The sequence below is a fragment of the Lentisalinibacter orientalis genome, from assembly GCF_040706535.1.
Classification (GTDB): domain Bacteria; phylum Pseudomonadota; class Gammaproteobacteria; order Steroidobacterales; family Woeseiaceae; genus Lentisalinibacter; species Lentisalinibacter orientalis.
Window position 1 is genome coordinate 1,056,122 of the sequence record NZ_JAPDRJ010000001.1, and the last position, 24,376, is coordinate 1,080,497.

Annotated in this window: 20 protein-coding genes; 14 read left to right on the plus strand and 6 right to left on the minus strand. The window is 67.7% G+C overall.

The window, feature by feature from the left end:
- The first annotated feature begins 24 nt into the window (after positions 1-24).
- Positions 25-495, plus strand: coding sequence for a DUF2306 domain-containing protein (locus ACJMK0_RS04730; protein ID WP_405236010.1), 471 nt, complete (start codon positions 25-27; stop codon positions 493-495).
- Between the two features lie 126 nt (positions 496-621).
- Here ACJMK0_RS04730 and ypfJ read toward each other — a convergent pair whose 3' ends face one another.
- Positions 622-1,506 (minus strand): KPN_02809 family neutral zinc metallopeptidase, encoded by an 885-nt coding sequence (gene ypfJ / locus ACJMK0_RS04735; RefSeq protein WP_405236012.1) that lies wholly within the window; start codon positions 1,504-1,506, stop codon positions 622-624.
- A gap of 148 nt (positions 1,507-1,654) precedes the next feature.
- Positions 1,655-4,012 (minus strand): DUF6351 family protein, encoded by a 2,358-nt coding sequence (locus ACJMK0_RS04740; protein ID WP_405236014.1) that lies wholly within the window; start codon positions 4,010-4,012, stop codon positions 1,655-1,657.
- A 229-nt stretch (positions 4,013-4,241) separates the two neighbouring features.
- On the opposite strand from ACJMK0_RS04740, the gene ACJMK0_RS04745 reads away from it, so the two are divergent.
- Positions 4,242-4,739 (plus strand): hypothetical protein, encoded by a 498-nt coding sequence (locus ACJMK0_RS04745; RefSeq protein WP_405236016.1) that lies wholly within the window; start codon positions 4,242-4,244, stop codon positions 4,737-4,739.
- Between the two features lie 77 nt (positions 4,740-4,816).
- Here the strand turns inward: ACJMK0_RS04745 and djlA are convergent, their stop codons facing one another.
- Positions 4,817-5,590: a co-chaperone DjlA gene (gene djlA / locus ACJMK0_RS04750; RefSeq protein ID WP_405236018.1), complete on the minus strand. Its 774-nt coding sequence runs from the start codon at positions 5,588-5,590 to the stop codon at positions 4,817-4,819.
- Positions 5,591-5,768: 178 nt separating this feature from the next.
- On the opposite strand from djlA, the gene ACJMK0_RS04755 reads away from it, so the two are divergent.
- The 4 genes from ACJMK0_RS04755 to ACJMK0_RS04770 all read left to right on the plus strand — a co-directional run bounded on the left by ACJMK0_RS04755 (position 5,769) and on the right by ACJMK0_RS04770 (position 9,374).
- A complete protein-coding gene (locus ACJMK0_RS04755; RefSeq protein ID WP_405236020.1) occupies positions 5,769-6,755 on the plus strand; it encodes an OmpA family protein in 987 nt (328 codons plus the stop codon).
- Between the two features lie 46 nt (positions 6,756-6,801).
- Entirely contained in the window at positions 6,802-7,629 is an 828-nt protein-coding gene (locus ACJMK0_RS04760) for a helix-turn-helix domain-containing protein (protein WP_405236022.1), read from the plus strand.
- Positions 7,630-7,752: 123 nt separating this feature from the next.
- Positions 7,753-8,154 carry a DUF1761 domain-containing protein gene (locus tag ACJMK0_RS04765; RefSeq protein WP_405226951.1) on the plus strand — a complete coding sequence of 134 codons (402 nt, stop codon included), beginning with the start codon at positions 7,753-7,755 and terminating at the stop codon, positions 8,152-8,154.
- Between the two features lie 95 nt (positions 8,155-8,249).
- On the plus strand, positions 8,250-9,374 hold the full coding sequence (locus ACJMK0_RS04770) for a metallophosphoesterase family protein (RefSeq protein WP_405236024.1): 1,125 nt from the start codon (positions 8,250-8,252) through the stop codon (positions 9,372-9,374).
- Positions 9,375-9,494: 120 nt separating this feature from the next.
- Here ACJMK0_RS04770 and ACJMK0_RS04775 read toward each other — a convergent pair whose 3' ends face one another.
- Positions 9,495-12,200, minus strand: coding sequence for a serine/threonine-protein kinase (locus ACJMK0_RS04775; protein WP_405236026.1), 2,706 nt, complete (start codon positions 12,198-12,200; stop codon positions 9,495-9,497).
- Positions 12,201-12,306: 106 nt separating this feature from the next.
- Between ACJMK0_RS04775 and ACJMK0_RS04780 the strand changes: the two genes are divergently transcribed.
- The 8 genes from ACJMK0_RS04780 (at position 12,307) to vapC (ending at position 23,794) form a co-directional block, all read left to right on the plus strand.
- Entirely contained in the window at positions 12,307-12,873 is a 567-nt protein-coding gene (locus ACJMK0_RS04780) for an ECF-type sigma factor (RefSeq protein ID WP_405236028.1), read from the plus strand.
- Between the two features lie 112 nt (positions 12,874-12,985).
- Positions 12,986-21,109, plus strand: coding sequence for a choice-of-anchor U domain-containing protein (locus tag ACJMK0_RS04785; RefSeq protein WP_405236030.1), 8,124 nt, complete (start codon positions 12,986-12,988; stop codon positions 21,107-21,109).
- A gap of 11 nt (positions 21,110-21,120) precedes the next feature.
- Positions 21,121-21,384, plus strand: a complete 264-nt coding sequence (locus ACJMK0_RS04790) for a hypothetical protein (protein WP_405236032.1) — start codon at positions 21,121-21,123, stop codon at positions 21,382-21,384.
- Between the two features lie 122 nt (positions 21,385-21,506).
- A complete protein-coding gene (locus tag ACJMK0_RS04795) occupies positions 21,507-22,385 on the plus strand; it encodes a DMT family transporter (RefSeq protein ID WP_405236033.1) in 879 nt (292 codons plus the stop codon).
- The gene (locus tag ACJMK0_RS04800) at positions 22,375-22,680 is read left to right on the plus strand and encodes a toxin (RefSeq protein WP_405236035.1); all 306 of its coding nucleotides are present in this window, start codon (positions 22,375-22,377) and stop codon (positions 22,678-22,680) included. Before ACJMK0_RS04795 ends, ACJMK0_RS04800 begins: the two co-directional genes overlap by 11 nt.
- Positions 22,681-22,956 carry an antitoxin gene (locus ACJMK0_RS04805; RefSeq protein ID WP_405236037.1) on the plus strand — a complete coding sequence of 92 codons (276 nt, stop codon included), beginning with the start codon at positions 22,681-22,683 and terminating at the stop codon, positions 22,954-22,956.
- A 236-nt stretch (positions 22,957-23,192) separates the two neighbouring features.
- Entirely contained in the window at positions 23,193-23,393 is a 201-nt protein-coding gene (locus ACJMK0_RS04810; RefSeq protein ID WP_405236039.1) for a type II toxin-antitoxin system VapB family antitoxin, read from the plus strand.
- Positions 23,390-23,794 carry a type II toxin-antitoxin system VapC family toxin gene (vapC, locus tag ACJMK0_RS04815; protein ID WP_405236041.1) on the plus strand — a complete coding sequence of 135 codons (405 nt, stop codon included), beginning with the start codon at positions 23,390-23,392 and terminating at the stop codon, positions 23,792-23,794. Before ACJMK0_RS04810 ends, vapC begins: the two co-directional genes overlap by 4 nt.
- Positions 23,795-23,893: 99 nt before the next feature.
- Here the strand turns inward: vapC and ACJMK0_RS04820 are convergent, their stop codons facing one another.
- Both ACJMK0_RS04820 and ACJMK0_RS04825 read right to left on the minus strand, forming a co-directional pair.
- Entirely contained in the window at positions 23,894-24,160 is a 267-nt protein-coding gene (locus ACJMK0_RS04820) for a DUF2442 domain-containing protein (RefSeq protein WP_405236043.1), read from the minus strand.
- Positions 24,120-24,359, minus strand: a complete 240-nt coding sequence (locus tag ACJMK0_RS04825) for a DUF4160 domain-containing protein (protein WP_405236045.1) — start codon at positions 24,357-24,359, stop codon at positions 24,120-24,122. Before ACJMK0_RS04825 ends, ACJMK0_RS04820 begins: the two co-directional genes overlap by 41 nt.
- Between the last annotated feature and the right edge of the window lie 17 nt (positions 24,360-24,376).

A 24,376-nucleotide genomic window follows, 5' to 3' on the forward strand; every position in this document is an offset into this window, starting at 1 on the left:
CTACGCGGAATCGGATACGATCGTATGTCGTTTAACTGGCCGGTATTCACCCACCTCTCGCCCTTCGAAATCCAGCTGCATTGGGCGACCGCGGTCATCGCGTTCTGCCTGGGCGCGGCGGTGCTGGCGAGCCGAAAGGGCACGGCCACCCATATCACCATGGGCGTCATCTACGTTACGTTGATGCTCGCGACATCCGTTGCCGCCTTCTTCATCCGCAACGGCGAAGTGAGCGGCCTCGAATACCTGACCCTGAAGGGCATGACCTGGATCCACGTGTTCATCCCCGTGACACTCTACGGCGTCATCGGCGGGCTGTACGGGATACTCGTGCAAGAAGACCGCCGCGCGCACAAGTGGCCGATGGTGAGCAGCTACTTCGGCGCGCTGGTGATCGCGGGCGCTCTGACCTTCATTCCGGGCCGTCGCATGCACCTGTTCTTCTTCGGCGATCCGGCAGCCATTTCCGCCACCGTCGCAAATCTACCGATGTAGGAGGGCCTTCCGGCCCGATTCTTCGTTGAATCGGGGCTAGAGCCCCTTCTGCCAGCCTCTCTTACAGGGTGCCTGTGGGAGGGGATTTATCCCCGATTCATGCATTCGTCGGGCCTGAAGGCCCTCCTACAGTTCTGGATACGGGATACCAAACGTATCCCCGTCCTCGAGGCGGCCGCTCGCGTAGCCGCGGTCGAACCAGCGCATGCGCTGCTCGGAGGTGCCGTGGGTAAAGGCGTGGGGCGTCACGCGGCCGCGGGTGCGTTGCTGGATGGCGTCGTCGCCGATGCGATTCGCGGCGCGCATGGCCTCGTCGATGTCGCCGCGGTCCAGATAGCGCTGGTTGTGCCGTGCCCACACGCCGGCCAGAAAATCGGCCTGCAGCTCGAGCCGCACCGACCACTGGTTGTAATCCGGCTGGCCGCGGCGGCGGGCTACCTGCTCCGAGATGCCGAGCAGATTCTGCACGTGATGCCCGACCTCGTGTGCGATGACGTAGGCCTGGGCGAAGTCGCCCGGCGCGTTGAACTGGCCGGCGAGGTCGTCATAGAAGCCCAGGTCGATGTAGATCTTCCGGTCGGCGGGACAGTAGAACGGCCCCATGCGCGCATCGCCGACGCCGCAGGCGGTGGGGTGGCGGTCGCGGTAGATGACGAGTTCCGGCGGCTGGTAGCTGCGGCCGACGCGGGCGAACTCCTGTGCCCAGATGTCCTCGGTATCCGCCAGCACCACGCTGACAAACCCGAACAGCTCCTGCTCCTCCAGCGAAGGTTCGTAGCTCACCTCCTGCATCCGGCCGCCGCCGCCACCCATGAGCGCCGCCGGGTCGATGAGGCCGGCCTGCCAGGCGATGACGCCGGCCACCGCCAGGACGATGAGACCCTTCGGCCCAAGCAGGCGCAGCACGAGGTTGATAATGGCGCCGAGATTGCCCACGCCGCGACCGCCGCTCATGCGCCGCCCGCGGGCGTCGGTAACGTTGCTGCTCTGCCGCCGGCCTTTCCACTTCATGACCGAAGTGTAGCCGCAGCCGGAGAAATGTAGGAGGGCCTTCAGGCCCGAATTCATTTTCGAATCGGGCCTGAAGGCCCTCCTACAGCTGAAGGCCCTCCTGCAGGCACTACCGACGGGCGGGGCTGAAGCCCCTCCTACAATTTCGTTACCGCATGCTCGCCGGCAGTCCCACGTCCGGCTTGTCGAAGTCGCATACGCCATCGGGGAAGATGCGCTTCAGCGCCGCTACCTCTGCGGGCGCGGGATCCCACACGCCGTAGAGCCCCTTGTCGATGGCTGTCTCCACCGGCTGCAGCTCGCACTTGAAGATGCTGCCCTTGAACGGGCCGCCGGCGACGATGCGAGAGGTGGAGTAGGGTGGGAAGCGCTCGGTACACGCGCCCTTCGGCTTCTCGTTGAGGATGCCGTCCCAGACGTTATCGCCTGCGGCGATCTCGTTGCCGTCCTTGTCGAAACAGCGATCCACGGCCTTCGGCGGCTTGGCGCCGGCCACGCCGAGGTGCGGGTTCTCCAGCAGGTTCGTCATCCACTGGTCGATGACCTGGAACGCCTCCGGCGTCTGGTCGAACTCCGGCCCGGTCGGGCCGATGCCGGTCATCCAGATCACCTGGTTGTCCGCCGAACCCTGGCCGTCGATCATCCGCTGGCGCGCCGCGAACGACTGATGCGAGTTGTGCATGTCGAGTATCGGCTCCTGGTACGGACGCCAGTCGATGGTGGGGATCTCGTGATCGCCGAGGAAGACCAGGCCGGCCTCGTAGGCTCGCTGCATGGCCAGCAGGTCGCCTTCCTTGCGGGGCGCCGGGTTGGCGGGATCCACGCTGAAGATCTGGTTCTTGGCGCTCCAGGGGTCGTACAGCTCGGGCGCGAACGGACCGAGGAACGGGAAGGTCTCCTGTTGCATCTCGGGCTCCGTCTTCCAGCCGCCGATCACGGAGTTGATCGTCAGGAACTCCTGCGGCGAGATGTCGCCGTTGGCCACGGCTTGGAGCCCGTACTGTACGCCGACGTTGTCCCAGAAATTGCGGGCATAACCGTCGTCCCGCGTTCCGTAGATGTTCACGAGATCGCCGAAGTGGGTCCACTGGATCGCCGCGATGGCGGACTGCGGTTCGTAGTACTCCTGGAAGTCTGCGCGGCCGAACAGCGGGTTCAGCACCAGCGGCGAGAGCCCCCGCCAGCCGTTCACGCACTCGGAAAGACCATTCGACTGGGTGAATACGTTGAACAGGTCGTCCTCGGCGTTCATGCCCTCGATCAGCGTCCGGTTCGACCAGGTTTCCCAGAGCGGGTTCGGCGAGATGGCATCCATGTAGAACTCGATCAGCTCGCAGTCGCCCACGTGGATGGCCTGGGTGACCATGTCCGGATAGGACAGCTGCGGGATGGCCGCATCGAGCAGGCCCTTGTGGTTCTGGCCGTAGACATACTGCTGGATGCCGCCGCCGGAGCCGCCGACGCCCACCGTGTAAACCGGCGTGTCGTAGAGTTCGACGAAGCGTTCCTTCACCATCAGCGCCGTCTCGCCGCCGAGCTGCAGGTTGTAGTGCGTGCCGGTCTTCGTGCCCGTCGAGTAGGCGATGGCATAGCCCTGGGACAGGCCGTAGTCATACAGCATGCGGCTGCCGCTGGGATCGCCCTGGGTGTGGCCGATGGCGACGCCGCCCTGGAAGTAGTAGATGAGCTTGCCGTTCCAGGATGAGGTGTCCAGCCCATCCGCGTCATCGCTGAAAGGCGTCAGCATGGCGATGCTGTAGATGAAGCGGTTGATCGTGCCGCGTTCCCAGCGAACGAAGTAGTCCACGGTCTTGCCATCCATCGTGGTGGTGGTCGCCATGTCGGCTGGCCGCGGATCGCCGGGCGTGTATGGCTGGAAGCCTCCGCCGGTCGAGCGGTAGACGTAGGTCACGAGCGTCTCGGCGCTGCAGTCCTTGCTGTAGCCGATGATCTCACCGTCGTCGAAGCCGTTCGCGAAGACCGGGAAACCCTCGTTGCCGTTGTCCGGGATCGCCTGGCCGAGGCCGTTATCGTGCACGGTGCACACGAACGGGTCCTGATGCGGTCCCGAGAAGACCGGTCCGGTGATGGGATGGTTTATCAGCGTCAGGCGGACGTCATCCGGCCGGCCGCGTCCCTTTCCGTTCGGCTTCACGGTCAATTCGTTCTCGCCGAGTGCCAATCCGTCGATGACACCCGACAGCGTGCGCGTGCCCGGCAGCAGCTCGAACCGGTCCGCCTGGTTCTGTCCGTTCACCAGAACTCTGACCTGATGCGGCGGCACGGTGCGCGGGACGTCGATATGAATGCGGGCATCGCCGCCGGTTACCTGGTCCGCGGCGCTGGAAACCACGCTGACCGCAAACTGCGGGCGTTCCCCGTTCGGGACGCCGCGGTTCCCCTTGTCGGCCTTCGCGAATGCCGCTTGTCCCGGCAACATCGCGAGGCACGCAAGTACCGCCAGGCACGCACGGGCCGTGCGTCTGAATCGCTTATCGCTCTTCATGCTACTCCCCCTCATTGTTGTCCCGACCGGGTGGTCGGTTTTGTTCTACAAGTGACAATGCCAACTTCGCAGACCGCCGTTTCGGATGCAAGACTTGAATTTCTGGGAGGAGTCGACCTACCCGCGTCGCTTCAGAGGTCATTTGACTTAATCCGCGATCGAGGCGCGTATCCCTGGAACTGAGGTTCTCGTCACGACGCCAGGCCAGTGACCGTGCAAGAGTATGTCCATGCGACGCTTGTTGCTGACACTGACCGTGTTCGCCACCCTGGCCGCCTGCGGCCCCGGTGCCGACCGTACTCTGCAGGTTTCGGCCGAGCGCCTGGCGGAGATCCGCGCGAAACCCTACATCGGCGGCAACGGCCCCGGCGGCTTCGCCACCGCCCGGCTGTCCGGTATCGACGGCAATACCTGGCCCGCGGGCATCCACTTCACGGGTCACGGACCCTACCTGCACGAGATGGGTTTCGCGCCGGACATGATGATCACGGAGATAGACGGCGTCGGCGTGGACGAGATCTTCGCCGAGCGCTGGCGCGGCCTGCGGCTGCGAGATCCTTCCGCCTTCGACCACATGCATTACAAGGACCTGATCGAGTACCTGTTCCTCGAGCAGCCGCGCGATGCCGTCACCCTGACGGTGGACCTGGATGTCTCCACCTACGACATGGACGCCGGCGAATACCGGCCCCGGTCGGAGACCTGGCGCATCGAATTCGAGAGGTAGGAGGGCCTTCAGGCCCGATTGCTTTTTGCGGAATCGGGGCTGAAGCCCCTCCTACCAGCCCCTCCTACCAGCCCCTCCTACATGCCTCGCGCTTCCTTGATGAGGTCGTAGGCGGCGTTGATCTCCCGCGAGCGCTCCTCGGCCACCGCGCGCATGCTCTCCGGCAGGCCGCGGGCGGCGAGTTTGTCGGGGTGGTTCTCGCTGATGAGCTTGCGGTAGGCACGCTTTACCTCGGCATCGCCGGCATCCTTCGATATCCCCAGCGCCGCATAGGCATCCTCCAGCCGCTTGCCGGCGGGCGGCCCGCCGGGTGCGCCCGAAGGCCCCGCCGACGCGGTGCGCAGCAGGGCCTCGAGCTGTGCGACGGCGCCTTCGCCGACGCCCAGCCGCCGCGCCACCCGCACCAGCATGTCGTGCTCGGCCGGGTCCACCTTGCCGTCGGCCGCCACGGCCATCACCTGCAGCTGCAGGAACAGCTGGATCAGCGGCCCCTGGCGCCGACTCAGCTGCGCGAAGGCGTCCACCGCCGCGTCCAGGTCGAAGTCCGGCTGCTTGCCCCGGTTGAAGGCGGCCTTGGCATCCCGGCGCTGGTCGGCGCCCAGCTGCAGCATGTCGAAGATGCGCTCGGCGGCGTTGATCTCCTCGCGGGTGACCACGCCGTCGGTCTTGCACAGCGCACCCATCACCGAAAACGTGGAGTCGAGCAGCTGCGACTGCACCACACTCAGCTGGCCGATCAGCCAGCGCTGGACGCCTCGCCCGACCAGCCAGCCGACGGCGGCGCCGATGAGCAGCCCCTTCAGGCCCCCGAAGAGCCCGCCGAGCAAAGTGCCGATGATGACGAACAACATGGCACCAGTTTACCAATGCCACGGACGCGTAGGAGGGCCTTCAGGCCCGACCATTAATGGATCGGGGATAAATCCCCTCCTACCGGTCGGGGCTGAAGGCCCTCCTACCGTTTTCGCGCCGGAATTGGTCTAATCTCTGGCGACTGCCGTAAACAGGCCGATCGCGGAGGAGAAGAATATGAAGCACCCGATCGTGGCGCGACTCGCCCTGATCATTGCTGCCACGGCAGCTATCCCTGCCTCCGCCCAGGACATCGACGGCGTGACCGAGCACCCGATGATCTCCCGCTATCCCGGCCAGGAGATCCGCTGGCAGCAGATCGAGAACTACATGCCCTACCGGGTGCCGGTCGGCCCCGTCACCGGTTATCGCGCCATCGGTGAATGGATCGACACGGAGGGTCGCGTCACCCGCACGTTCTACCGGCTGCAGGGTGAGGGGCGCTCTTTCTCCGAGGTGTACAGGAACTACCTGGATTCGCTGACGGCGCAGGACTTCGAGATCCTGGCGCAAGGCATCTCCGAGGATCGCAAGGGCGTGGCGGCGGGCAGCCGGCAATGGATGGAGGTGCTCTACCGTGAGAACCCGCCCGGCAAGCCCGGCGAGGTGAACACGATGTTCGCGGGCAGCGCCTCGGCGGGGGGCGCCGGTTCCATCGTGGCGCGGAAGGAGCGGGCGGCCGGTATCGTCTACGCCGTCATCAGCGTCGAGCAGCATGCCGCGGACTACGTTGGCACGCTCATCGACATCGTGGAAGTGCAGGCCGCCGAGACCGGGCTGGTCGCCGTGGACCCGGAAGCCATCGGTGCCGATATCGACGAATACGGCAGGGTCGTCCTCGACGGCATCTTCTTCGATCACGACAAGGCGACGCTGAAGCCGGAGTCTGCGGAAGCGCTGACCGCCATCGCGACCTACCTGGCCGACAACCCGGACAAGTCCTTCTATGTCGTCGGCCACACGGATTCGGTGGGTACCTTCGCCTACAACAGCAAGCTCTCTGCAGACCGGGCCCGCGCGGTGGTGGATGCGCTGCGCCTGGAACATGGCGTCGATCCCGCCCGCATCGAGCCCCACGGAGTAGGGCCACTGGTGCCGGCATTCGCCAATGCCACCGACGCGGGCCGCGAACGCAATCGCCGCGTAGAGCTGGTCCAGCGCTGACCAGAAGACGCAGGAGGGCCTTCAGGCCCGATTACTTCAGGCCCGAATGGACATCGCCTTCCACACCCCTGCCGCCCCCGTCGATAGTCATGTCGAGACGCTCTTCCACTACCGCGGCTGGCAACCCGACCACTCCATCGAGCGTGTGGTGCCCAGCGGTCACGTCTTCCTGATCTTCGAACTCGACGGCATCGAGCGCCACACCTACGACAACGACACCCTTAAGCCGACCGCGAGCTTCCGCGGCGGCTGGGTGTCCGGCATGCTGCGCCACTACATTTCCATCTCCGCACACCCGGATTCGGAGATGCTCGTCATCCAGTTCCGGCCGGCCGGGGCGCGGCCATTCCTGCACGTGTCGCTGGATGCATTCAGCGAGCGGGTGGTGCCCGGCGACGAGGTGTTCGACGGCGAACTGCCCGCCCTCCGCGACCGGCTGGCCGCAGCGGAATCCCGGGAGGCGAAGTTCACGGTGGCGGAGGCATGGCTGCACGAGCGCTACCGGCAAGACCTGGCGGCGCCTGCGGCAATACACGATGTGGTCGAACGCCTCGCCGCCGAACCCGGCGAGCGTTACGCGGATGCCATCGCCGATTACCCCGGCAGCCGCAAGCATCTCATCAGCGAGTTCCGCCGCTACCTGGGTGTGACGCCGAAGTATTACCAGCGCATACTGCGCTTCAACGACGTGCTGCGCGTCATCCGGGCCGAAGGCCCGGTGGCCTGGAGCGCCGTCGCTCATCACTGCGGCTACGCGGACCAGTCCCACTTTATCCGGGACTTTCGCCACTTCAGCGGCTTCAACCCGACCGACTTCCTACGCCAGGGCTTCGACGCCCAGACCAATTTCTTCCCCCTCGACCGCCGAGGTTAATTTTTTACAATCCGCAGACGGCCGCTTCGCCTACGCTACGACCGACTGTAGGAGGGCCTTCAGGCCCGATTCCAACAGTAGGAGAGCCTTCAGGCCCGATTCCAAGAGCAGGGGGAGAAAAAAATGGACCCAGCACCCGCCATCAACTGGCTGGCCGTCTTCGCAGCCGCCGCTTCGGCCTTCATCATCGGCGGCCTCTGGTACGGCCCGCTGTTCGGCAAGGCGTGGATGAACGCCAACGGCTACTCCGAGGAAGACCTGGCAAAGCGAAGCATGCCACTCGTCTTCGGCGTCTCCTTCCTGCTGATGCTGGCGGCCGCCGTCAACCTGGCGATGTTCATCGGCCCCGAAGCCACGATGGCCTTCGCCACCATGGCGGGGCTCGCCGCCGGCCTCGGCTGGGTGGCTACGTTCCTTGGCGTCATCTACCTGTTCGAGAAGCGACCGGCCGCGCTGTGGCTGGTCAACGGCGGCTACTGCGTGGTGGCACTGACGGTGATGGGCGCTATCCTGGGCGCCATGTAGGAGGGCCTTCAGGCCCGATTGGATAATGAATCGGGGCTAAAGCCCCTCCTACCAGCCCCTCCTACCAGCTCCTCCTACATTGGTAAGATCATCGCATGCGCTTCCTCCACACCTCCGACTGGCAGCTTGGCATGACCCGGGCCTTCTTCACGCCCGAGGCCTCCGCCCGCTTCAGCCAGGCGCGCATCGATGCCATCGCCACGCTCGGCCGTCTCGCCGCCGCACACCAGGCGAAGTTCATCGTCGTGGCCGGCGACGTGTTCGAGTCCAGCCAGATCTCCCGGGAGACGCTGGTGCGCACGCTGGAGGCGCTGAAGCAGCTGCCCGTCCCCGTATTCCTGCTGCCGGGCAACCACGACCCGCTGGACGGCGCCGCCATCTTCTCGACGAAGGAGTTCCGCGACGCGCCGGAGCACGTCATCGTCATCCGCGATCAGACGCCGATCCCGGTGCCCGGCGCGGAAGGCGTCGAGGTGGTCGGCGCGCCCTGGCGCACCAGACACCCGAACGCCGACCTCTGCGCCGAGCTCGCCGCGGCCCTGGACCCGGCGCCGGCCGGAGTCACACGCATCGCCGTCTGCCATGGCCAGACCGATAACCTCTCGCCGGATCTCTCCCAGCCCGCAATCATCGGCCTCGCGCGCGCCGAGACCGCCCTCCGCGAGGGCCGCTTCCACTACCTCGCCCTCGGCGACCGCCACTCGGTGACGCCCATGGGCGAGACCGGCCGGGTATGGTACTCCGGCGCGCCGGTGGCCACCGACTTTGTGGAGGAGGACCCGAACCAGGCGCTGCTCGTCGACGCGGATGCCGGGCGCTGCGAGGTCACGCCGCTGGCCGTCGGCGACTGGCACTTCGTGGCCGAGCACTTCACCGTCGACGAGGCCGACGACGTGGAACGCTTCCGCTCCTGGCTGGACGACCTGCCGGGCAAGGAACGCACGGCGGTGAAGGTGGGGTTCACCGGCAGCGTGAACCTGGCCACCGCCGGCGCGCTGGACGAGGTCATGGAGACGCGGCGGGAACTCTTCGCCAGCCTCAGGCTGCGCGAGCGCACCACCGACCTCGCGGTCGTCCCCGACGAGCTGGACCAGGACTCCGTGTCCCTGGCCGGCTACGCGAAAGCCACCTGGGACGAGCTGCTGGCGCAGTCGAAAGAGGGCGACGAGACGGCGGGAGACGCGCTGCGCCTCCTCTACCGCCTCTCGAGAACCTCGTAGGAGGGCCTTCAGGCCCGATCTTGTAATGAATCGGGGCTAAAGCCCCTCCTACTGTCACCCTGTAGGAGCGCCTTCAGGCGCGACAGCGCGATCGGGCCTGAAGGCCCTCCTGCGTACCGATCAGGCGCCTTCGTCGAGTCTGGCGATTTGCTCCCGCAGCCGGTTGGCCAGTTTCTCGTCGCCGATCTCATCGGCCAGCTCGGCGTAGTCCTGCAGCAGCGGTTCGAAGGTGTAGGGGTAGCTGCCGTCGCGGCGCGCCTGGTCGAGACCCTTTTCGAACCACGCGCGCGCCTGCTCGTGGTCGCCCCGCTCGCGGTAGACGCGTCCGAGTTCCCGGTACGCGTACACCACCTGCTGGTGGTCCGGCGGCAAGCCGGTCTCGGCCAGCGCCAGCGCCTCGCCGAACCGCTGCACCGCATCGTCATAGCGTTCCTGCGCCAGCCGGATGGAGCCGATCGCGTTCAGGGTGAACACCTTGTAGGGATGGTCGGCCTTCAGCCCGGCCTCGTAGATGGACAGCGCCTGCCGGTACTCTCCCACGGCCGCCTCGTACTCGCCCCGCTTGCGCCACAGGAAACTGCCGAGATAGTGATGATTGAGGCCCACGCGGGCGTCGTCCGGACCGAGTGCCCTGCGCTGCACTGCCAGGGCAGCACGAATCTCCGCCTCGGCTTCGTCGTCCCTGTCGAGGAGGCCCAGCACGTTCGAGCGGGCGAGGCGGGCAGCCGCGTAATCCTCGTGCTCGGACCCCAACGTCCGCTTCATAAGCATGACGGCGCGGTCGAGATGCGCAAGCGCCGCCTCTGCATTGCCGAGACGCGACTCGTAGTTGCCCATCGACAGGTACAGCGCGGCCCGGGAGTAGTCGGCGGACCCGCCGATCTGCGCGTAGCGGGCCTCCGCCCGCTGCAGATACTCCAGAGCCTCGGCGTAGCGGGACTTGCCGGCGAGGACGGTGCCGATATTCACCAGGGCGGCAACCGACGTGCGCGCGGAGACGTCGCGGCCGGTCTCGACCATGGCCAGTACCTCCCGGAGCAGCGCTTCCGCGCGGTCGTATTCGCCCAGCTCTCGCAGCAGCCTCCCGTAGCGGTTGAGCGTGGAGGAGAGCGCGCCGTCGTCGGCGTCCGCATCGGCGCGGAGGGCTGCGAGCGCCTCCTCGAACAGCGCGGCGGCCTCCTCGCGTTGTCCGGCCTGGGCAAGGCTCTGGGCGAGCGCGGCCTTCGCGCGCGCGGCCTCCGCCGGGCGGTCGGCATAGACCTCGTCGTAGATGGTCACCGCCTCGCGGCCGAGGGCGATCGCCGTCTCGTGATCCCCCATCGAATGGTAGGCCTCCCCGAGCACGCCGAGCAGGCGGCCGCGCACACGGGGCGCCTCAGCGAGTTCCTCGTCGATGCGCCGCCGGCCCTCCTCGAGCAGCGAGCGCGGCGAGATCTCCCCGGGATTCGTCATCTTCGGGTTGGCTGCGTTGAACAGCGTGACGACGAAGTCCGTTGCCTGGTTGGCCACGCGCGCCTCGGTGCGGGCGCGGTCGCGCTCTGCGGCGAGCTGCCAGGTGTAGTAGCCGACGAGGCCGGCGATGACGAGCAGTACCCCGGCGGCTGCAGCCACGCCCGCCGCGTTGCGGCGCAGGAACTTGCCCAGCCGATAACCCGCGGAATCCGCGCGGGCGCTCACCGGTCGGCTCGTCAGGTAAGCCCGGACGTCGGCCATGAGTGCGCTCACAGACTCGTAGCGCCGGTCCGGCTCCTTGCGCAGCGCCATCATGACGATGTTGTCGAGGTCGCCCGCGAGTTCCCTGCGTAGCCGGCCGACGGTCGTGCCGCGGGCGCGCCCGACGTCGGCGGCGTCCTCCGTTTCCCCTTGCGCGGCCGGCTGCTCCGCGGTCACCCGGCTGCTCGGTTTCGCCGGCTCCTGCTCGCAGATGGCGCGCTCGAGCTCGGCGGCCGTCGACCGCTCCAGCGGATACGGGAAGTGACCGCTAAGGAGCTGGTACAGCAGGATGCCCAGGGAGTAGATGTCTGTTGCGGTTGTGACGGTCTCGCCGCGCACCTGCTCCGGGCTGGCGTGGCCGGGCGTCATGATCCGCGCCGCATCCTGCGTGACCGCGATCGTGTGCTGCAGCTCGCCGGCCTGGAGCAGCTTCGCAATGCCGAAGTCGAGCAGGTATGGCGTGCCGCGCTCGTCCACCAGGATGTTCGACGGCTTGACGTCGCGATGGATGATCAGCCGGCGGTGTGCATGCTGCACTGCGCGGCAGCAGTCGAGGAAGAGGCGCAGCCGTGCCTCGATGTCGAGGCCGTGCCGGTCGCAGTAGTCGGTGATCGGCAGGCCTTCGACGTATTCCATGGCGAGCCATGGCCGCCCGTCTTCCGTCTCGCCGCCGTCGAGCAGGCGCGCGATGTTCGGGTGATCGAGGTCCGCCAGCAGCTGGCGTTCTGTGCGGAAGCGGCTGACGAGGGATGCATCGCCGCCGGTGCGCAGGATCTTCAGCGCCACCTGCTTGCGGTACTGGTCGTCGGCACGCTCGGCCAGCCAGACGGTGCCCATGCCGCCCTCGCCGATGCGCCGGACCAGCCGGTAGGGGCCGAGCCTGCGCATGCCGTCGGCGGCGGTGATTTCGCCGGCAGCATCCGCCACGATGTCACGGAGTCCGGCGTCGGTTTCGCTGCTCGCGCGGACGAGATCGAGGAGTTCCGCCAGCAGCGCCTCGTTTCCGCCGCAGCGCTCCTGCAGGAAGGCCTCCCGCGCGTCCGGTGGGCGCATCATCGCCTCGGCGAAGATGGCCTTCAGCGTGCTCCAGTGCTGGTCGCCCCCGCTCGCCATGCCCGTACTGTACCGTCGTGCTGCATCCCCTGATAATAGACTAGTCATAGACCAGTAATAGACCAGTCATAGACCAGGGCTTCCAAGGGGCCACAAGAGCCGAGCGATGAGCGACGCAGGGCGCATCACCCGACTGATCCACGCCTGGCGCGAAGGCGACGCCGGCGCGCTGGACGAGCTCGCACCCTACGTCTACGACGAACTCCGGCGCCTCGCCGGCCAGCAGATGCGGGCGGAATCCGGACCCCACACCCTGCAGGCGACCGCGCTGGTGAACGAGGCCTTCCTGCGTCTCGCCGACATCGAGCTCGACTATCAGGACCGGGCCCATTTCTATGCCATGGCCGCGCGTACCATGCGTCGCATCCTCGTGGACCACGCTCGCCGCAAGGCCAGCGCCAAACGGGGCGGCGGTGCCCGGGAGGTCACCCTGGACGAGGCCGCCGTGGCCGCGGAGCAGCCGCTCACGGCCATCCTGGACCTCGATGAGGCCCTGGCCGAACTCGCGGACAAGGATGCCGACCTGGCAGCTGCCGTGGAACTGGTCTTCTTTGGCGGCCTCACCTACGAGGAGGCGGCGGCCGCCCGCGGCGTGTCGCGCGCCAAGCTGGCCCAGGATCTCACCCTCGCCAAGGCCTGGCTGCACGTCCGTCTGAACGATCCGGATCGGTAACGGGATCGCCGCCGGCAGCCATCGGTAGACCTACCCGTCTACCCATCCGTAGACGATTCCCCCGCTTTCTGCGCCTTCAGGGACAAGGGCAGAAGAAAACCGGGGAATCGACATGACTTCCAGCGCCAATACGATTTGTGCACCGCGGCATCGCCTCGGCTCGGCCCACCTCCTGGCGAGCGCCTTGCTGACGGTGATGGCCATGCAGTCGGCCGGCGGCGCGGTGCTCGTGCGCACGCCCGACGACAACGGGACGCTCGATGCGGCGCTCGGCTCACTGGGCGGGGCGCACGTGGCGAGCGTGCCGGCGGGCCTGGCGCCGCCGCCCTTCGACCAGATCGCGGAGGTGGTCGGCTACGGCACGGACATCGGCATGAAATTCCTGCCCCCGTCGTTGCGCCTGCCCGCGGACCTGGAGCTCACGCCGAACGCACCGGCCAGCGGCTCCGAGTTCGCCAACGAATGCGTCTACCGGTTCAAGATGCCGCTGGAGGGGGAAGCGAACGACGACGGCATCGAGGAGAGCTACGCCAGCACCTACTTCATCCCCTACAACCCGCTGGATGACGTCTGGGCCGATCTGGGTGCACCGTCCGTGTTCCACCCGTCGGGCGACATCACCGTCTCGGTCAGTAACGAGCATCTCGCCGGCGGCGTCATCTACCCGGAATTCCCGGAGGGCCTGCACCGTCTCAGCTGGCAGGCCGACATGTACATGAACCCGGTCCTCGACATCGCCCTGCCGAGCGTGCTCATCCCCATCTCCTCCTACGCGGAGAGCCGCGTTGCCAAGACGGCGATGGCGAAACTGGCGCTGAAGAAGGGCGCGGCGAAATTCACCGGCCGTGTCGTCACGACGCTCTACGAGCTCGCCATCGACGCCGGACTGGCCGCTAAGGACGAGGACATCAGCGCCACCGCGTGGAACGAGCGTATCTCCGAGATCACCGCGCTAAATCGCGGCACCCAGTGGCTGAAGGTGTGGGACACGCACCTGCCGTATCTGCGCGACACCGAAACCGGCAGCGCGCCCATCGAGGAGCAGCTCGTCGAACTGGAGGCCACGGACTTCGGCGGCGTGCGTTTCGGCCGTGTGCGCGAGAAACTGCAGGAGCGATTCGAACCGGTGGACGACTGCGGCAAGGCGTTCTTCACGGAGACCGACGAGAGCGATGCGCGACTGCTGCCGATCGACCAGGAGAGTATCGTGACCTGGGAGAGCCGGGAGCGCGTCGGCGGCCCGTATCAGACCGCCGAGCATTCCCTGGCCGCCAATCAGCGCTGGCTCGGCAACGGCGACAACGTGGTGACCACGCTCACCCAGCGCATCCGGGTGGTGGACACCCAGGCGCCGATCCTGGTGCCGCCGCCGGGTTTCGCGCGCTATTCCGAGACCGATATCGACCTGACGGCCGAGCCCTTTCCCCTCGGCCGGCCACGGGTGGTCGACCTGGCGGATCCCGCGCCCGTGACGGACAACGATGCAGGCGAGCGCCTGGCGGCACCCACGGAAGAAGAGGGCGGCCGCCGCTATATCGTGCAATGGTGGGCCACCGACGCCTCCGGCAACCGGACGGAGCCGGGCCCCGACGACCCGGATCGCTACACCCAGGTGGTGACGCTGAAATGGCCGGGCAGCAACACGCCGCCCGAGGCGAAGTCGGCGAGCGCTTCCACCATCACCTCAGAGGCCGTGGAGATACTGCTGGAGGGCGAGGACACCGACCTGATCGACGGCCGCGTCGACCCGCTGGACTTCCGCATCGCGAGCCTGCCGGAGAGCGGCTATTTCGAGGCGCCGCTGTATCCCTATTTCATCGAGGACTTCCGCATCACGCCGGTCGGCGAGCGCCGCGAAGGTGACGAGATCACACGGGTCAGCCCGCTGGGCGATCTGGCCCAGGGCTTCGTCGATACGCTCGCCGGCGAGCGTGGCACCTATCTGAATCAGAACGTCTGCCTGGCCGGGCCCGGAACGCCCGGCGCCGACGACCTCGGCAACGTGATCCCGGTGGATTTCGTCTACCAGCCGAGCCACGTGTACGTGAGTGACGACAACGTCTACTACATCCGCGACAAGTTCTTCGTCTGCGGCGAGACACCGATCAACCACCTGGACGTTCCCGGCGAGCTGCCGGCCATCCCGCGCATATCCGTCTGGGACGAGAACGGAAACTTCCTGGCAATGCGCGCGCTGTATCCCACCGCCGACCCGGCCTACGACGACACGGGCCTGGGTTCGAACGAGTGGCCCCGGGACGAGTTCACCGTCGACCACAACGGCCGCTTCTGGATCATCTTCGAGGACATCGTCACGACCTTCGGCCAGGGCCTGAACTTCCGCAGCCTCGACGCCGATCTCGGCGACCTGCGTGCCCACGGCCGCTCCTCCTACAGCGAGACGGACGTCATCTACGGCCGGGAGGTGAAAGGCGTCGTCGGCGAGTCCGGCTGGGATCTCCTGTACGAGCTGCACTTCAACGGCGTGCACGTGCGCCCCTCCACGGACGACCCCGATCTCTCGGCCGAGGAGCAGAAGATCGGCATCCTCGACGTCTCCGGCATCGCGACGCTGGAGGAAGACCCGGACCCGCCCGTCGATCTCACGATCCCGATCATCGGCGGTCTGGACCTGACCGAGACCTCGCTGCGCGGCACCGACATCGCCGTCGACAGCGAGGGTTATGTCTATGTACTGGAGCCGCGCAAGAACCGCATCCACAAGTGGGCGCCGACCATCCGCGATGCCCTCGGCGAGTGGCAGCTCGGCGAGTATGTCGGCTGGATGGGGAGCTGTGCCGCCAACAAGGCGGACCCGGACACCGGCGTGCCCTACAACGGCTGTGACGAGGCAAGCGGCACCAGCCGGGGGTATGCGTGCACGGACGACACCTGCATTCAGGATCTGGATGCGGACGGCAACTGGGCCACGGCCGGTGCGGGCCCGGGGCAGTTCGACGGGCCGCGCGACATCAAGCTCGACCCGAACGACCGGCTCTACGTGGCCGACACCCTGAACTTCCGCGTGCAGCGTTTCGGGCCGGACGGGAGCTTCGCCGGCGAGGCCGAGTCCACCGGCACCGGCGTCAACCAGGGCGACGAACCCGGCTTCATCCTCGGCAATATGGGGCAGCCGAAGCGCCTCTCGGTCAACTCCACCTCGTTCTTCGTGATCGAACCGGACAGCGAGTACGGCGACGACTTCGTCCACGTCTTCAAGACGCTGCCGTTCTACGACGTGACCGATGCCAGCGCGAAGGTGAAATACGTCTCCCGTTTCGACTTCTACAACGACGTCGATCGCTTCACCTACGTCGTCGACGACGGCATCGACGAGAGCGCGCCTGCCCAAGTGACCGTCACCGTCGACCGGGCCTTCCGGCCGCCGGAGCGCCTTCGCTCCCGCTGCTACACCGACCAGACGCTGGGTGAGCCGGTCCGCTGTGAGCTCGATGAGGACGGCACGATCTTCATCCGCCTGAGCTCCTACGACCCCGACGGCTTCGTGAGCACCGGCGGTCTGGATACGCACACCTTCAGCGTGCAGACCGCACCGGACAGCGGGACGCTGACCGAGATCGCCTCCCAGGACAACTCCGTGGTATTGCGCTACACACCGGACCCCGACTACAGCGGCGACGACGGATTCACCTGGAACGTGAGCGACGGCGTGGCGAGCGCCGCCACGGACGCCGACGTGCGGCTGCAGATCCGACCGGTGCCGGATCCGGTGGCGATCGACCTGCCCGACGACCTGAAGGCGGCGCGCGGATTCCGCCGCACCGTCACGGCGGACTATTCCGATCCGGACGAGGATCCGGACGAGCAGCAGGAGATTCTCGCGATCGAATGGGGCGACGGCACGAGTGCCACCGGCCCCGACTGGGCGAACTCCGGCCGCCGCGATCTGAACGACCGGGAGATCGACCCGCACCTGCCCGCCGCGCCGGGCATCGGCTACCTGATCGCCAGCCATACCTGGGAGAGCGTCGGGCCGAAGACGCTCAGTGTCACGATGTTCAACGACCCGGATCTCGGCCTCGACGACACCGTCGCCACCACCACCGTCGAGGTCATCGACGCCACCGTCGTGACGGCGGAACTCGGTGCACCGGTCGACGCGGTGGATCCGGACATCCCCTTCCCGCTGCCGATTGCCGTGACCAACCTGCGCCCCGACGGCTGGGAGGGGCTGGTCGCGGGTAACGTGCGGGTGTCCCTCGGTATCCCGGACGGCCTCGACATCGTCTCCGTCGACCCGCGCTGCGCCGAGGGCGAACGGCTCGAGTGCGAGCTCGGTGATCTCGCCCGGGGCGAGGCCACGCGCATCGAGCTCGTGGGCTACGTCGGCCTCGAGGCCGCCCGCGAGGAGCAGTCCTACGCCATCGAGCTCGAGATCTTCGACGACGGGCCGAAGATCCGCGACGAGAACGTGGCGGTCCTGGCCGTCTCGGTGGCCGACGCCGACGACGACGGCGTCATCGACGTGGACGACGCCTTCCCCGACGACCCCGACTACGCCGACGACCGGGACGCCGACGGCCTGCCCGACGAGTGGGAGACGGACTACGGCTACGAACCGGATACGGCGGACGACGCCGCGGCCGACGAGGACGGCGACGGCATGACGCTCGCGGAGGAATACCGCGCCCGCGGCTTCCCGAAACTGGCCGAGCGCCCGGCCGCCGAGGCCGGCGCGCGGCTGACCGCGCCCGAGACCGGCGCCGACGACCGCTTCGGCCAGGCCCTGGCCGGCGGCGACTTCAATGGCGACGGCTACGCCGATGTGCTGATCGGCGCGCTGAGATACGACGGTGCCGGCGCCGCGTTCATCGCCTGGGGCTCGGAGAACGGCGTCACGTCCGGTCTCACCGAACTACCGGCCGGGGCAGGCGACACCGCCTACGGCCGCGCCGTCGCCGCCGGCGACTGGAACGACAGCGGCTACCCGGACGTGGCCGTCGCCAGCGAGAACGGCATCGACATCCGCTACAACAACGGCGAGATCTACGAGACGCCGGACCTGCGTCTCACAGGCCTCGAGACCGGCGCCGATCTGGGCACGTTCCTCGCGAGCGGCGACCTGGACGGCGACGGCATCGACGACCTGGTGGCGCTGACCAACGTCGCCGGCGAGCGCGCCCGGGTGTACGTCTACCGCTCGACCACGGGCGGCCCGGACGGCGCGCCGCTGGTCCACGCGCTGGATGTCCTCTCGGCGTCCGCCGTCGCGGTGGCCGACATCGACGGCGACGACCTCGCCGATCTGCTCGTCGGCGGCGGCGAGAAGGTCACGGGCTATCTCGGCGCGGACAACGACTGGGCGGCGCCGGCGCTCGTGCCCGCGGCGTCCTTCGAGCTGCAGGCCCTGGAGTCGGCCAGCCGCTTCGGCTTCAGCATTGCCAGCGGCGCGGATATCGGCGGCGACGGCATCGACGACCTGGTCGTCGGCGCCTACGGCGGCCGCGGCCGCATCCACGTCTACGACAGCACCACGGCGTACTGGGTGGCCGACGTCGACGAGATCGTCAGCACCACGCCGCCGGTGCAGACCATCGCCGGCCGCGACGACGGCAGCGACCCCGGCGACACCCACGGCGACCAGTTCGGCGTGCGGGTGGCCCTGGGCCATCTCGACCGGGACGGCTACGCCGACGTGGTGGTCGGTGCCAACCGGGGCGGACTCGCCGACGCCGGCTACGTGCAGGTCTACCGCGGCGGGCCGGACGGCCTCACCGCCGACCCGGAGACCGGCGAGGGCGACATCGACTACGACATGCTGGGCTATTACGTCGCCATCCCGGGCGACGTGGACGGCGACGGCGTCGACGACATCGCCGGCGGCGCCCCGGACATCGCCACCGCCCAGAGCCCGAACCCCGACGGCGGCTACGTGCGCATCTACCGCCATGCCCTGACGGCCGTCGACCCGGGCGACGACCCGGACGGCGACGGCGTCGCCACCGGCGCGGACAACTGCCCGGATACGGCCAACACCGACCAGGCCGATCTCGACGGCGACGGCGTCGGCGACGCCTGCGACGACGACATCGACGGCGACGGCACCAGCAACGAGTTCGACAACTGCCCGCGCACGGCGGCCGACGACCAGTCGGACCTGGACGGCGACGGCGTCGGCGACGCCTGTGACGACGACATCGACGGCGACGGCGTGGCCAACGCCGACGACGCCTTCCCCGAGGACGAGCGCTACAACGCCGACACCGACGGCGACGGCATGCCGGACGCCTGGGAGACGGACAACGGCCTGAACCCGGAGGATCCCGCGGACGCCGACACCGACGCCGACGGCGACGGGCGCAGCAATGCGGACGAGTTCCGCGCCGGCGGCGATCCCAACGTCGACGACGTGCCGCCGCAGCTTACGGCTCCCGCCGATATCGTCGTGGACGCCATCGGCCCGCACACGCCGGTGGACCTCGGCGAGCCGACGGCGAGCGATGCCCGCGACGGCACGCTTGCTGCCACGCCGGACCGGCAGGCACCGTTCCCGCCGGGCCGCCACGTCGTGACCTGGCGGGTGACGGATGCGGCTGGCAACGAGGCCGCGGACACCCAGCAGGTGGACGTGCTGCCGCTGGTGAACTTCGCCACCCGCGCCCTGCCGATGGGCGAGGGCACGGAGCGGGTGCTCACCGTGCGGCTGAACGGCCCGGCGCCGGAGTACCCGGTGGTGGTGCCCTACACCGTCGGCGGCACGGCCACCGAGGGCGAGGACTACGAATTCGACAGCGGCGAGTCCGAGATCCGGTTCGAGGGCGGCGGTCTCGCCGGCGATCAGACGCAGACCATCATCGCCCTGCGCACCTTCGCCGACGCGCTGCCCGAACTGGACGAGACGATCGTCGTCCGCCTCGGCGACCCGGGCAACGCGGTCGTCGGCGGCAGTGACGAGGCCGTCGTCACCATCTCGGAAGCCAACCTGGCGCCCACCCCGAGCATCGACATCGTGCAGGCCTCCGAGCAGCGCACGACGGTGACCGCCGACGGCGGCCCGGTGCGGGTCAGCGTGGAGGGCGGCGACCCGAACGACGACGCGGTCGGCTACGACTGGAGCGCCAGCGACGGCGCGCTGGTGCCCTCCGAGGGTTACGACGAACGGACCTTCACCTTCGACCCGGCCGGCGTGGCCGCGGGCACCTACCGGGTCGTCGTGACCGCCACCGACGACGGCCTGCCGGCCCGCTCCGCCACCGTGCACCGCTACCTGCGGGTGGTGCCTGCCGCACCGGCCCTGTCCCCGGACGCCGACCGGGACGGCGACGGCGTCGCCGACGCAGCCGAGGGCATCGCCGACCGCAACCGCAACGGCGTGCCCGCCTGGCTGGACCCGAGCGAGGACTGGCATCACCTGCTGGCCGAGACCGGCTCCCCGGCGATCCTGCAGGCGGAGGAAGGCAACGTTCTCTCGCTCGGCCGCACCGCACTCGCGAGCGGCAACGACGCCCGCGTGACCATGACCGACATCCGCAACCACGGCAGTGACGGCGGGCCGGCGGTGAACGTGGACGACGAGCGCTATCACTATCCGCTCGGCCTCCACGACTTCGAGGTGCGCAGCGCCTACGGTCCCGCCGACACCGCGCGGGTGGTGATCCCCCTGCCCCAGCCGGTGCCCGCCGGGGCCGTCTGGCGCAAGTACGTGGCCAACCTCGGCTGGCAGGACTTCGTGGAAGACGCACGTAACGCACTCGCCTCCGCAGCCGGCGAGCCGGGTATCTGTCCGGAACCGGGCAGCGCGCGCTACACCGCCGGGCTCACGGCCGGCCACCACTGCGTGCAGCTCACGCTGGAAGACGGCGGCCCCAACGACGCCGACGGCGAGCGCAACGGCACGATTGTCGATCCGGGCGGTATTGCGCTCGAGACCACGGGCCCGTCGGTGGATGCCGCCGGACTCGCCGTCGCCGACCGGGAGGTGGATGCCGGCGCCGACGACGTGCCGCTGCTGCGCTTCGAGCTCGCGAGCGCGACGGCCGACGTGGTGCTGAGGCGCCTGACGCTACGCGCTTCCGGCTCCGGCGACGACGCCGCCGACGTGCAGCGGGTCAGCCTGTGGCTGGACGCGGACGGCAACGGCGCGGTCGACGCCGGCGACACCCGCCTGGGCTCCGGCACCTACTCGACGGACGACGGCACCCTGAACCTGCAGCTCGGCTCGCCCTTCGAGCTGCCCCAGGGCACCACCCGTTTCCTGATTACCTACGACTTCTGAAGGTGGCCGCTATGAAACCGATGATCGACAGACTGCGACGCGGATGCCTGACTGCCGCGTGCCTCCTGATGTTCGCCGCCTGCGGCGGCGGCGGAGGCGGCGGCGGCGACAACGGCGGCACCAACCCGCCGCCGCCACCGCCACCGCCGCCGCCACCGTCATCCGTGACCTTCACGGCGGAACTGATGGCCCTGGAACTGGAGGACACGGCCACGGGCCAGCCGCTGGACGCCGCCGGCCTCCCGGTCCAGGGCGCCACCGTCACCCGCAACTAACGGGTAGGAGGGCCTTCAGGCCCGACCAGGAAACGCGTCGGGGCTGAAGCCCCTCCTACATGCCCATTCCTGTCGGGGCTGAAGGCCCTCCTGCCGCCCGACCCTGATAGGCTCGGCAGACGATGAGAATCCCGCCCTCCCGCTCGCCGTCACCCGGCGCCCTGACGACCTTCGCGCTGACCGCCGTGGCGATGATCGCCTTCGCGGCCAACTCCATCCTGTGCCGCATGGCGCTCGGTGCGGAGCTCATCGATGCCGCCAGCTTCGCCTCCGTCCGGGTCGCATCGGGCGTCGTAATGCTGTCGCTAATCGTCGCGCCGCGGTGGCGCAGGCAGGGGCGGGCGCCGGGCAGCTGGCGGGCCGCCGTGATGCTGTTCGGCTACATGGTGTGCTTCTCGTTCGCGTACCTGACGCTGGGTGCGGCGACCGGCGCGCTTATTCTGTTCGGTGCCGTGCAGGTGACCATGTTCGTCGCGGCGCTGCGCGCCGGGGAGCATTTCCCGCCGGTCTCCTGGGCAGGGCTCGCGCTCGCGATCGGCGGTCTCGTCTGGCTGGTTTCCCCCGGCGTGACCGCGCCGGCGATGGACGGCGCGGTGCTGATGACGATAGCCGGCATCGCATGGGGCGTGTACTCGCTGCTCGGCCGCGGCAGCGGCGACCCGCTGCCCGCCACCGCCAACAACTTCCTCTACTGCCTGCCGCTGGTGCTCCTCGCGAGTATCGCGTTCGTCGGCCGCTGGCACGGCACGCCGGCGGGCTTCCTGCTGGCCGTCGCCTCCGGCGCGGTCGCATCGGGTCTCGGCTATCTGATCTGGTACGCGGCGCTCAAGGGCCTGACCGCAACCCAGGCGGCAACGGTGCAGCTCTCGGTGCCCGTGGTCGCCGCCATTGGAGGCGTGATGCTGCTCGCAGAAGCCGTCACGCCCCGGCTCGTGATTGCGTCGGCGGCGACCCTGGGCGGGGTCGCCATCGTGCTTCTGCAGCGCTCGAATGTCCGCTGATCAACGAGAATCGGCGATTGCCCGATCAGTCGTTCTTCCGTGGGATGCTGCAACAGAGACTCGGGTCAGCGCTAGCCGGCCGTCAGTCACAAAGAGCGATGACAATAGGCACACATTGACTAACGTGGGTGTCCTCGATCATCCGAATCAGGACCGATACGCAGGACAGCGGGTGTTCGTGATTGCGATCGACGATTACGCGTATCTGGTGCCCTTCGTCGAGGATGACGACGAGGTGTTCCTGAAGACGATCATCCCGAGCCGCAAGGCAACCAGAAAGTACCTGGACGATTAGATGTCACGACTGACGAAAGAAGAGAAGGAAATCCTCGACGCGTACGAATCCGGCGAGCTTCGGCCCGTGCGCGGCGGCCGGAAGGCGGCTGCACGGTATCGGCAGTACGCGCAGGAGACATTGCGGAAGGACCGCCGGGTCAACATCCGCCTGAGCAGCCGCGACGTGGAGGCGATCCAGAAGCGCGCGATAGAGGAGGGGATTCCCTACCAGACCCTCATGGCCAGCATCCTGCACAAGTATGCGGAGGGCAGGCTGGTCGAAAGGGAGAATTGAAGCGCCCGACGTTTCAGCGGAAGCGTCAGTATGGCCGCATCTGCTCCCTGCGAAAGCGGATTGCTTCGACCGGATCCGGCGCTTCGATGACAAAGTGCCGGTCCTCCCACGCCCCGACCAGCCGAATCCGCTGCCATTGGCAGGGTATAGAGGCCGCCGCCTGGCCGGCGGCACGCTACGCTGGTCCTGTCCGGCTGAAGCAATTTGTGTAAAATAATGTGTAGAGGTACACACAAATGGCTACGAATCTTGCTATCGACCCGGACCTGATCGAGCGCGCGCTGGAGCTCAGCGGCGAGCGCACCAAGAAGGCTGCGGTTACGAAAGCACTGGAGGAATTCATCGCCCGCCGCGAACAGAGCGAAGTTGCCGAGCTGTTCGGGTCGCTGGAGTGGGATGAAGACTACGACTACAAGGCGGAGCGCTCGCGGCATTGACCTTTTTCGTCGATACCAGCGTCTGGTCACTGGCGTTGCGCCGCGACCGGCCGCCGGACGTCCCGGAGATCCGGCGGCTCCGGGATGCGCTGGACGAGGGCAGCGTGGTCTGCACCGGCCTCGTCCTGCAGGAGCTGCTGCAGGGTTTCCGCAAACCGAAGGCCCACCGGCAGATAGTCGATCGCTTCTCGGCCCTGCCGCTGGTCGTGCCGGACCGGGCCGATCACATCAACGCTGCGGAATTGCGGAATCGCTGCCGCCGCAGGGGCATCCAGGCCGGAACCATCGATGCGCTGCTGGCGCAACTGTGCATCCGACACAAACTGACGATGCTGACGACCGATCGTGATTTCGTATCCATCGCAGCCGTCATGCCCCTGACGGTCTGGCAACCGACGTAGGAGCGCCTTCAGGCGCGACTCCCGGCGCGACCTCGAATCCGGCCTTTACCCCGACCCGTTCCCCGCCGTCCGCTAACGGCTTAGGAGACCGAATAACGGCTATCGCGGTCCGGCCCGTTCCGGAAACCGTTCCGGGTGCTCGATGATCTCCGCCGTCAGATCCACGTCGATATCCGGCCAGTGAAAATGGCCGGGCGCGGGCTCCTCGACGTTCAGCACGGCCTCTCTCGGCTGCTCGCGGAACCAGGGGAACTCATCGTAAGGCATGAAGAGCTCCTTGCCATGAGCAAGCAGCCAGACGCCGTGCCTGGTGATCTGCGTTACTTCAACGGCGGAAGTGGTATTTCCAGGCGCTGACGAGTTCATCGTAATGGGCCTCGATCCGAGATTCGATGTCCTTTAGCTGGCTACGAGTGTAGCCGTAATTCCTGGCTAGCTGAATCTCTGGTTCCAGCCAGAATTTTGCTTCACCACTACCCGAAATCACGTGCACATGCATACGCGCCTCCTCTCGCGAGAAGAAAAAGAAACGATAGCCTTGCTCCCTGAAGACGGTCGGACTCATGCTGCTAAACTCTCTCC

Excerpts from the sequence above, each read along its gene's own strand:
- ACJMK0_RS04790 (WP_405236032.1), top strand. The coding sequence starts at position 21,121 with ATGAAACCGATGATCGACAGACTGCGACGCGGATGCCTGACTGCCGCG.
- ACJMK0_RS04775 (WP_405236026.1), bottom strand. The coding sequence starts at position 12,200 with ATGGCGAGCGGGGGCGACCAGCACTGGAGCACGCTGAAGGCCATCTTC.
- ACJMK0_RS04740 (WP_405236014.1), bottom strand. The coding sequence starts at position 4,012 with ATGAAGAGCGATAAGCGATTCAGACGCACGGCCCGTGCGTGCCTGGCG.
- ACJMK0_RS04820 (WP_405236043.1), bottom strand. The coding sequence starts at position 24,160 with ATGAACTCGTCAGCGCCTGGAAATACCACTTCCGCCGTTGAAGTAACG.
- ACJMK0_RS04800 (WP_405236035.1), top strand. The coding sequence starts at position 22,375 with ATGTCCGCTGATCAACGAGAATCGGCGATTGCCCGATCAGTCGTTCTT.
- ACJMK0_RS04795 (WP_405236033.1), top strand. The coding sequence starts at position 21,507 with ATGAGAATCCCGCCCTCCCGCTCGCCGTCACCCGGCGCCCTGACGACC.
- ACJMK0_RS04765 (WP_405226951.1), top strand. The coding sequence starts at position 7,753 with ATGGACCCAGCACCCGCCATCAACTGGCTGGCCGTCTTCGCAGCCGCC.
- ACJMK0_RS04745 (WP_405236016.1), top strand. The coding sequence starts at position 4,242 with ATGCGACGCTTGTTGCTGACACTGACCGTGTTCGCCACCCTGGCCGCC.
- ACJMK0_RS04755 (WP_405236020.1), top strand. The coding sequence starts at position 5,769 with ATGAAGCACCCGATCGTGGCGCGACTCGCCCTGATCATTGCTGCCACG.
- ACJMK0_RS04780 (WP_405236028.1), top strand. The coding sequence starts at position 12,307 with ATGAGCGACGCAGGGCGCATCACCCGACTGATCCACGCCTGGCGCGAA.
- djlA (WP_405236018.1), bottom strand. The coding sequence starts at position 5,590 with ATGTTGTTCGTCATCATCGGCACTTTGCTCGGCGGGCTCTTCGGGGGC.
- ACJMK0_RS04770 (WP_405236024.1), top strand. The coding sequence starts at position 8,250 with ATGCGCTTCCTCCACACCTCCGACTGGCAGCTTGGCATGACCCGGGCC.
- ACJMK0_RS04810 (WP_405236039.1), top strand. The coding sequence starts at position 23,193 with ATGGCTACGAATCTTGCTATCGACCCGGACCTGATCGAGCGCGCGCTG.
- ACJMK0_RS04760 (WP_405236022.1), top strand. The coding sequence starts at position 6,802 with ATGGACATCGCCTTCCACACCCCTGCCGCCCCCGTCGATAGTCATGTC.
- ACJMK0_RS04805 (WP_405236037.1), top strand. The coding sequence starts at position 22,681 with ATGTCACGACTGACGAAAGAAGAGAAGGAAATCCTCGACGCGTACGAA.
- ACJMK0_RS04785 (WP_405236030.1), top strand. The coding sequence starts at position 12,986 with ATGACTTCCAGCGCCAATACGATTTGTGCACCGCGGCATCGCCTCGGC.
- ACJMK0_RS04825 (WP_405236045.1), bottom strand. The coding sequence starts at position 24,359 with ATGAGTCCGACCGTCTTCAGGGAGCAAGGCTATCGTTTCTTTTTCTTC.
- ACJMK0_RS04730 (WP_405236010.1), top strand. The coding sequence starts at position 25 with ATGTCGTTTAACTGGCCGGTATTCACCCACCTCTCGCCCTTCGAAATC.
- ypfJ (WP_405236012.1), bottom strand. The coding sequence starts at position 1,506 with ATGAAGTGGAAAGGCCGGCGGCAGAGCAGCAACGTTACCGACGCCCGC.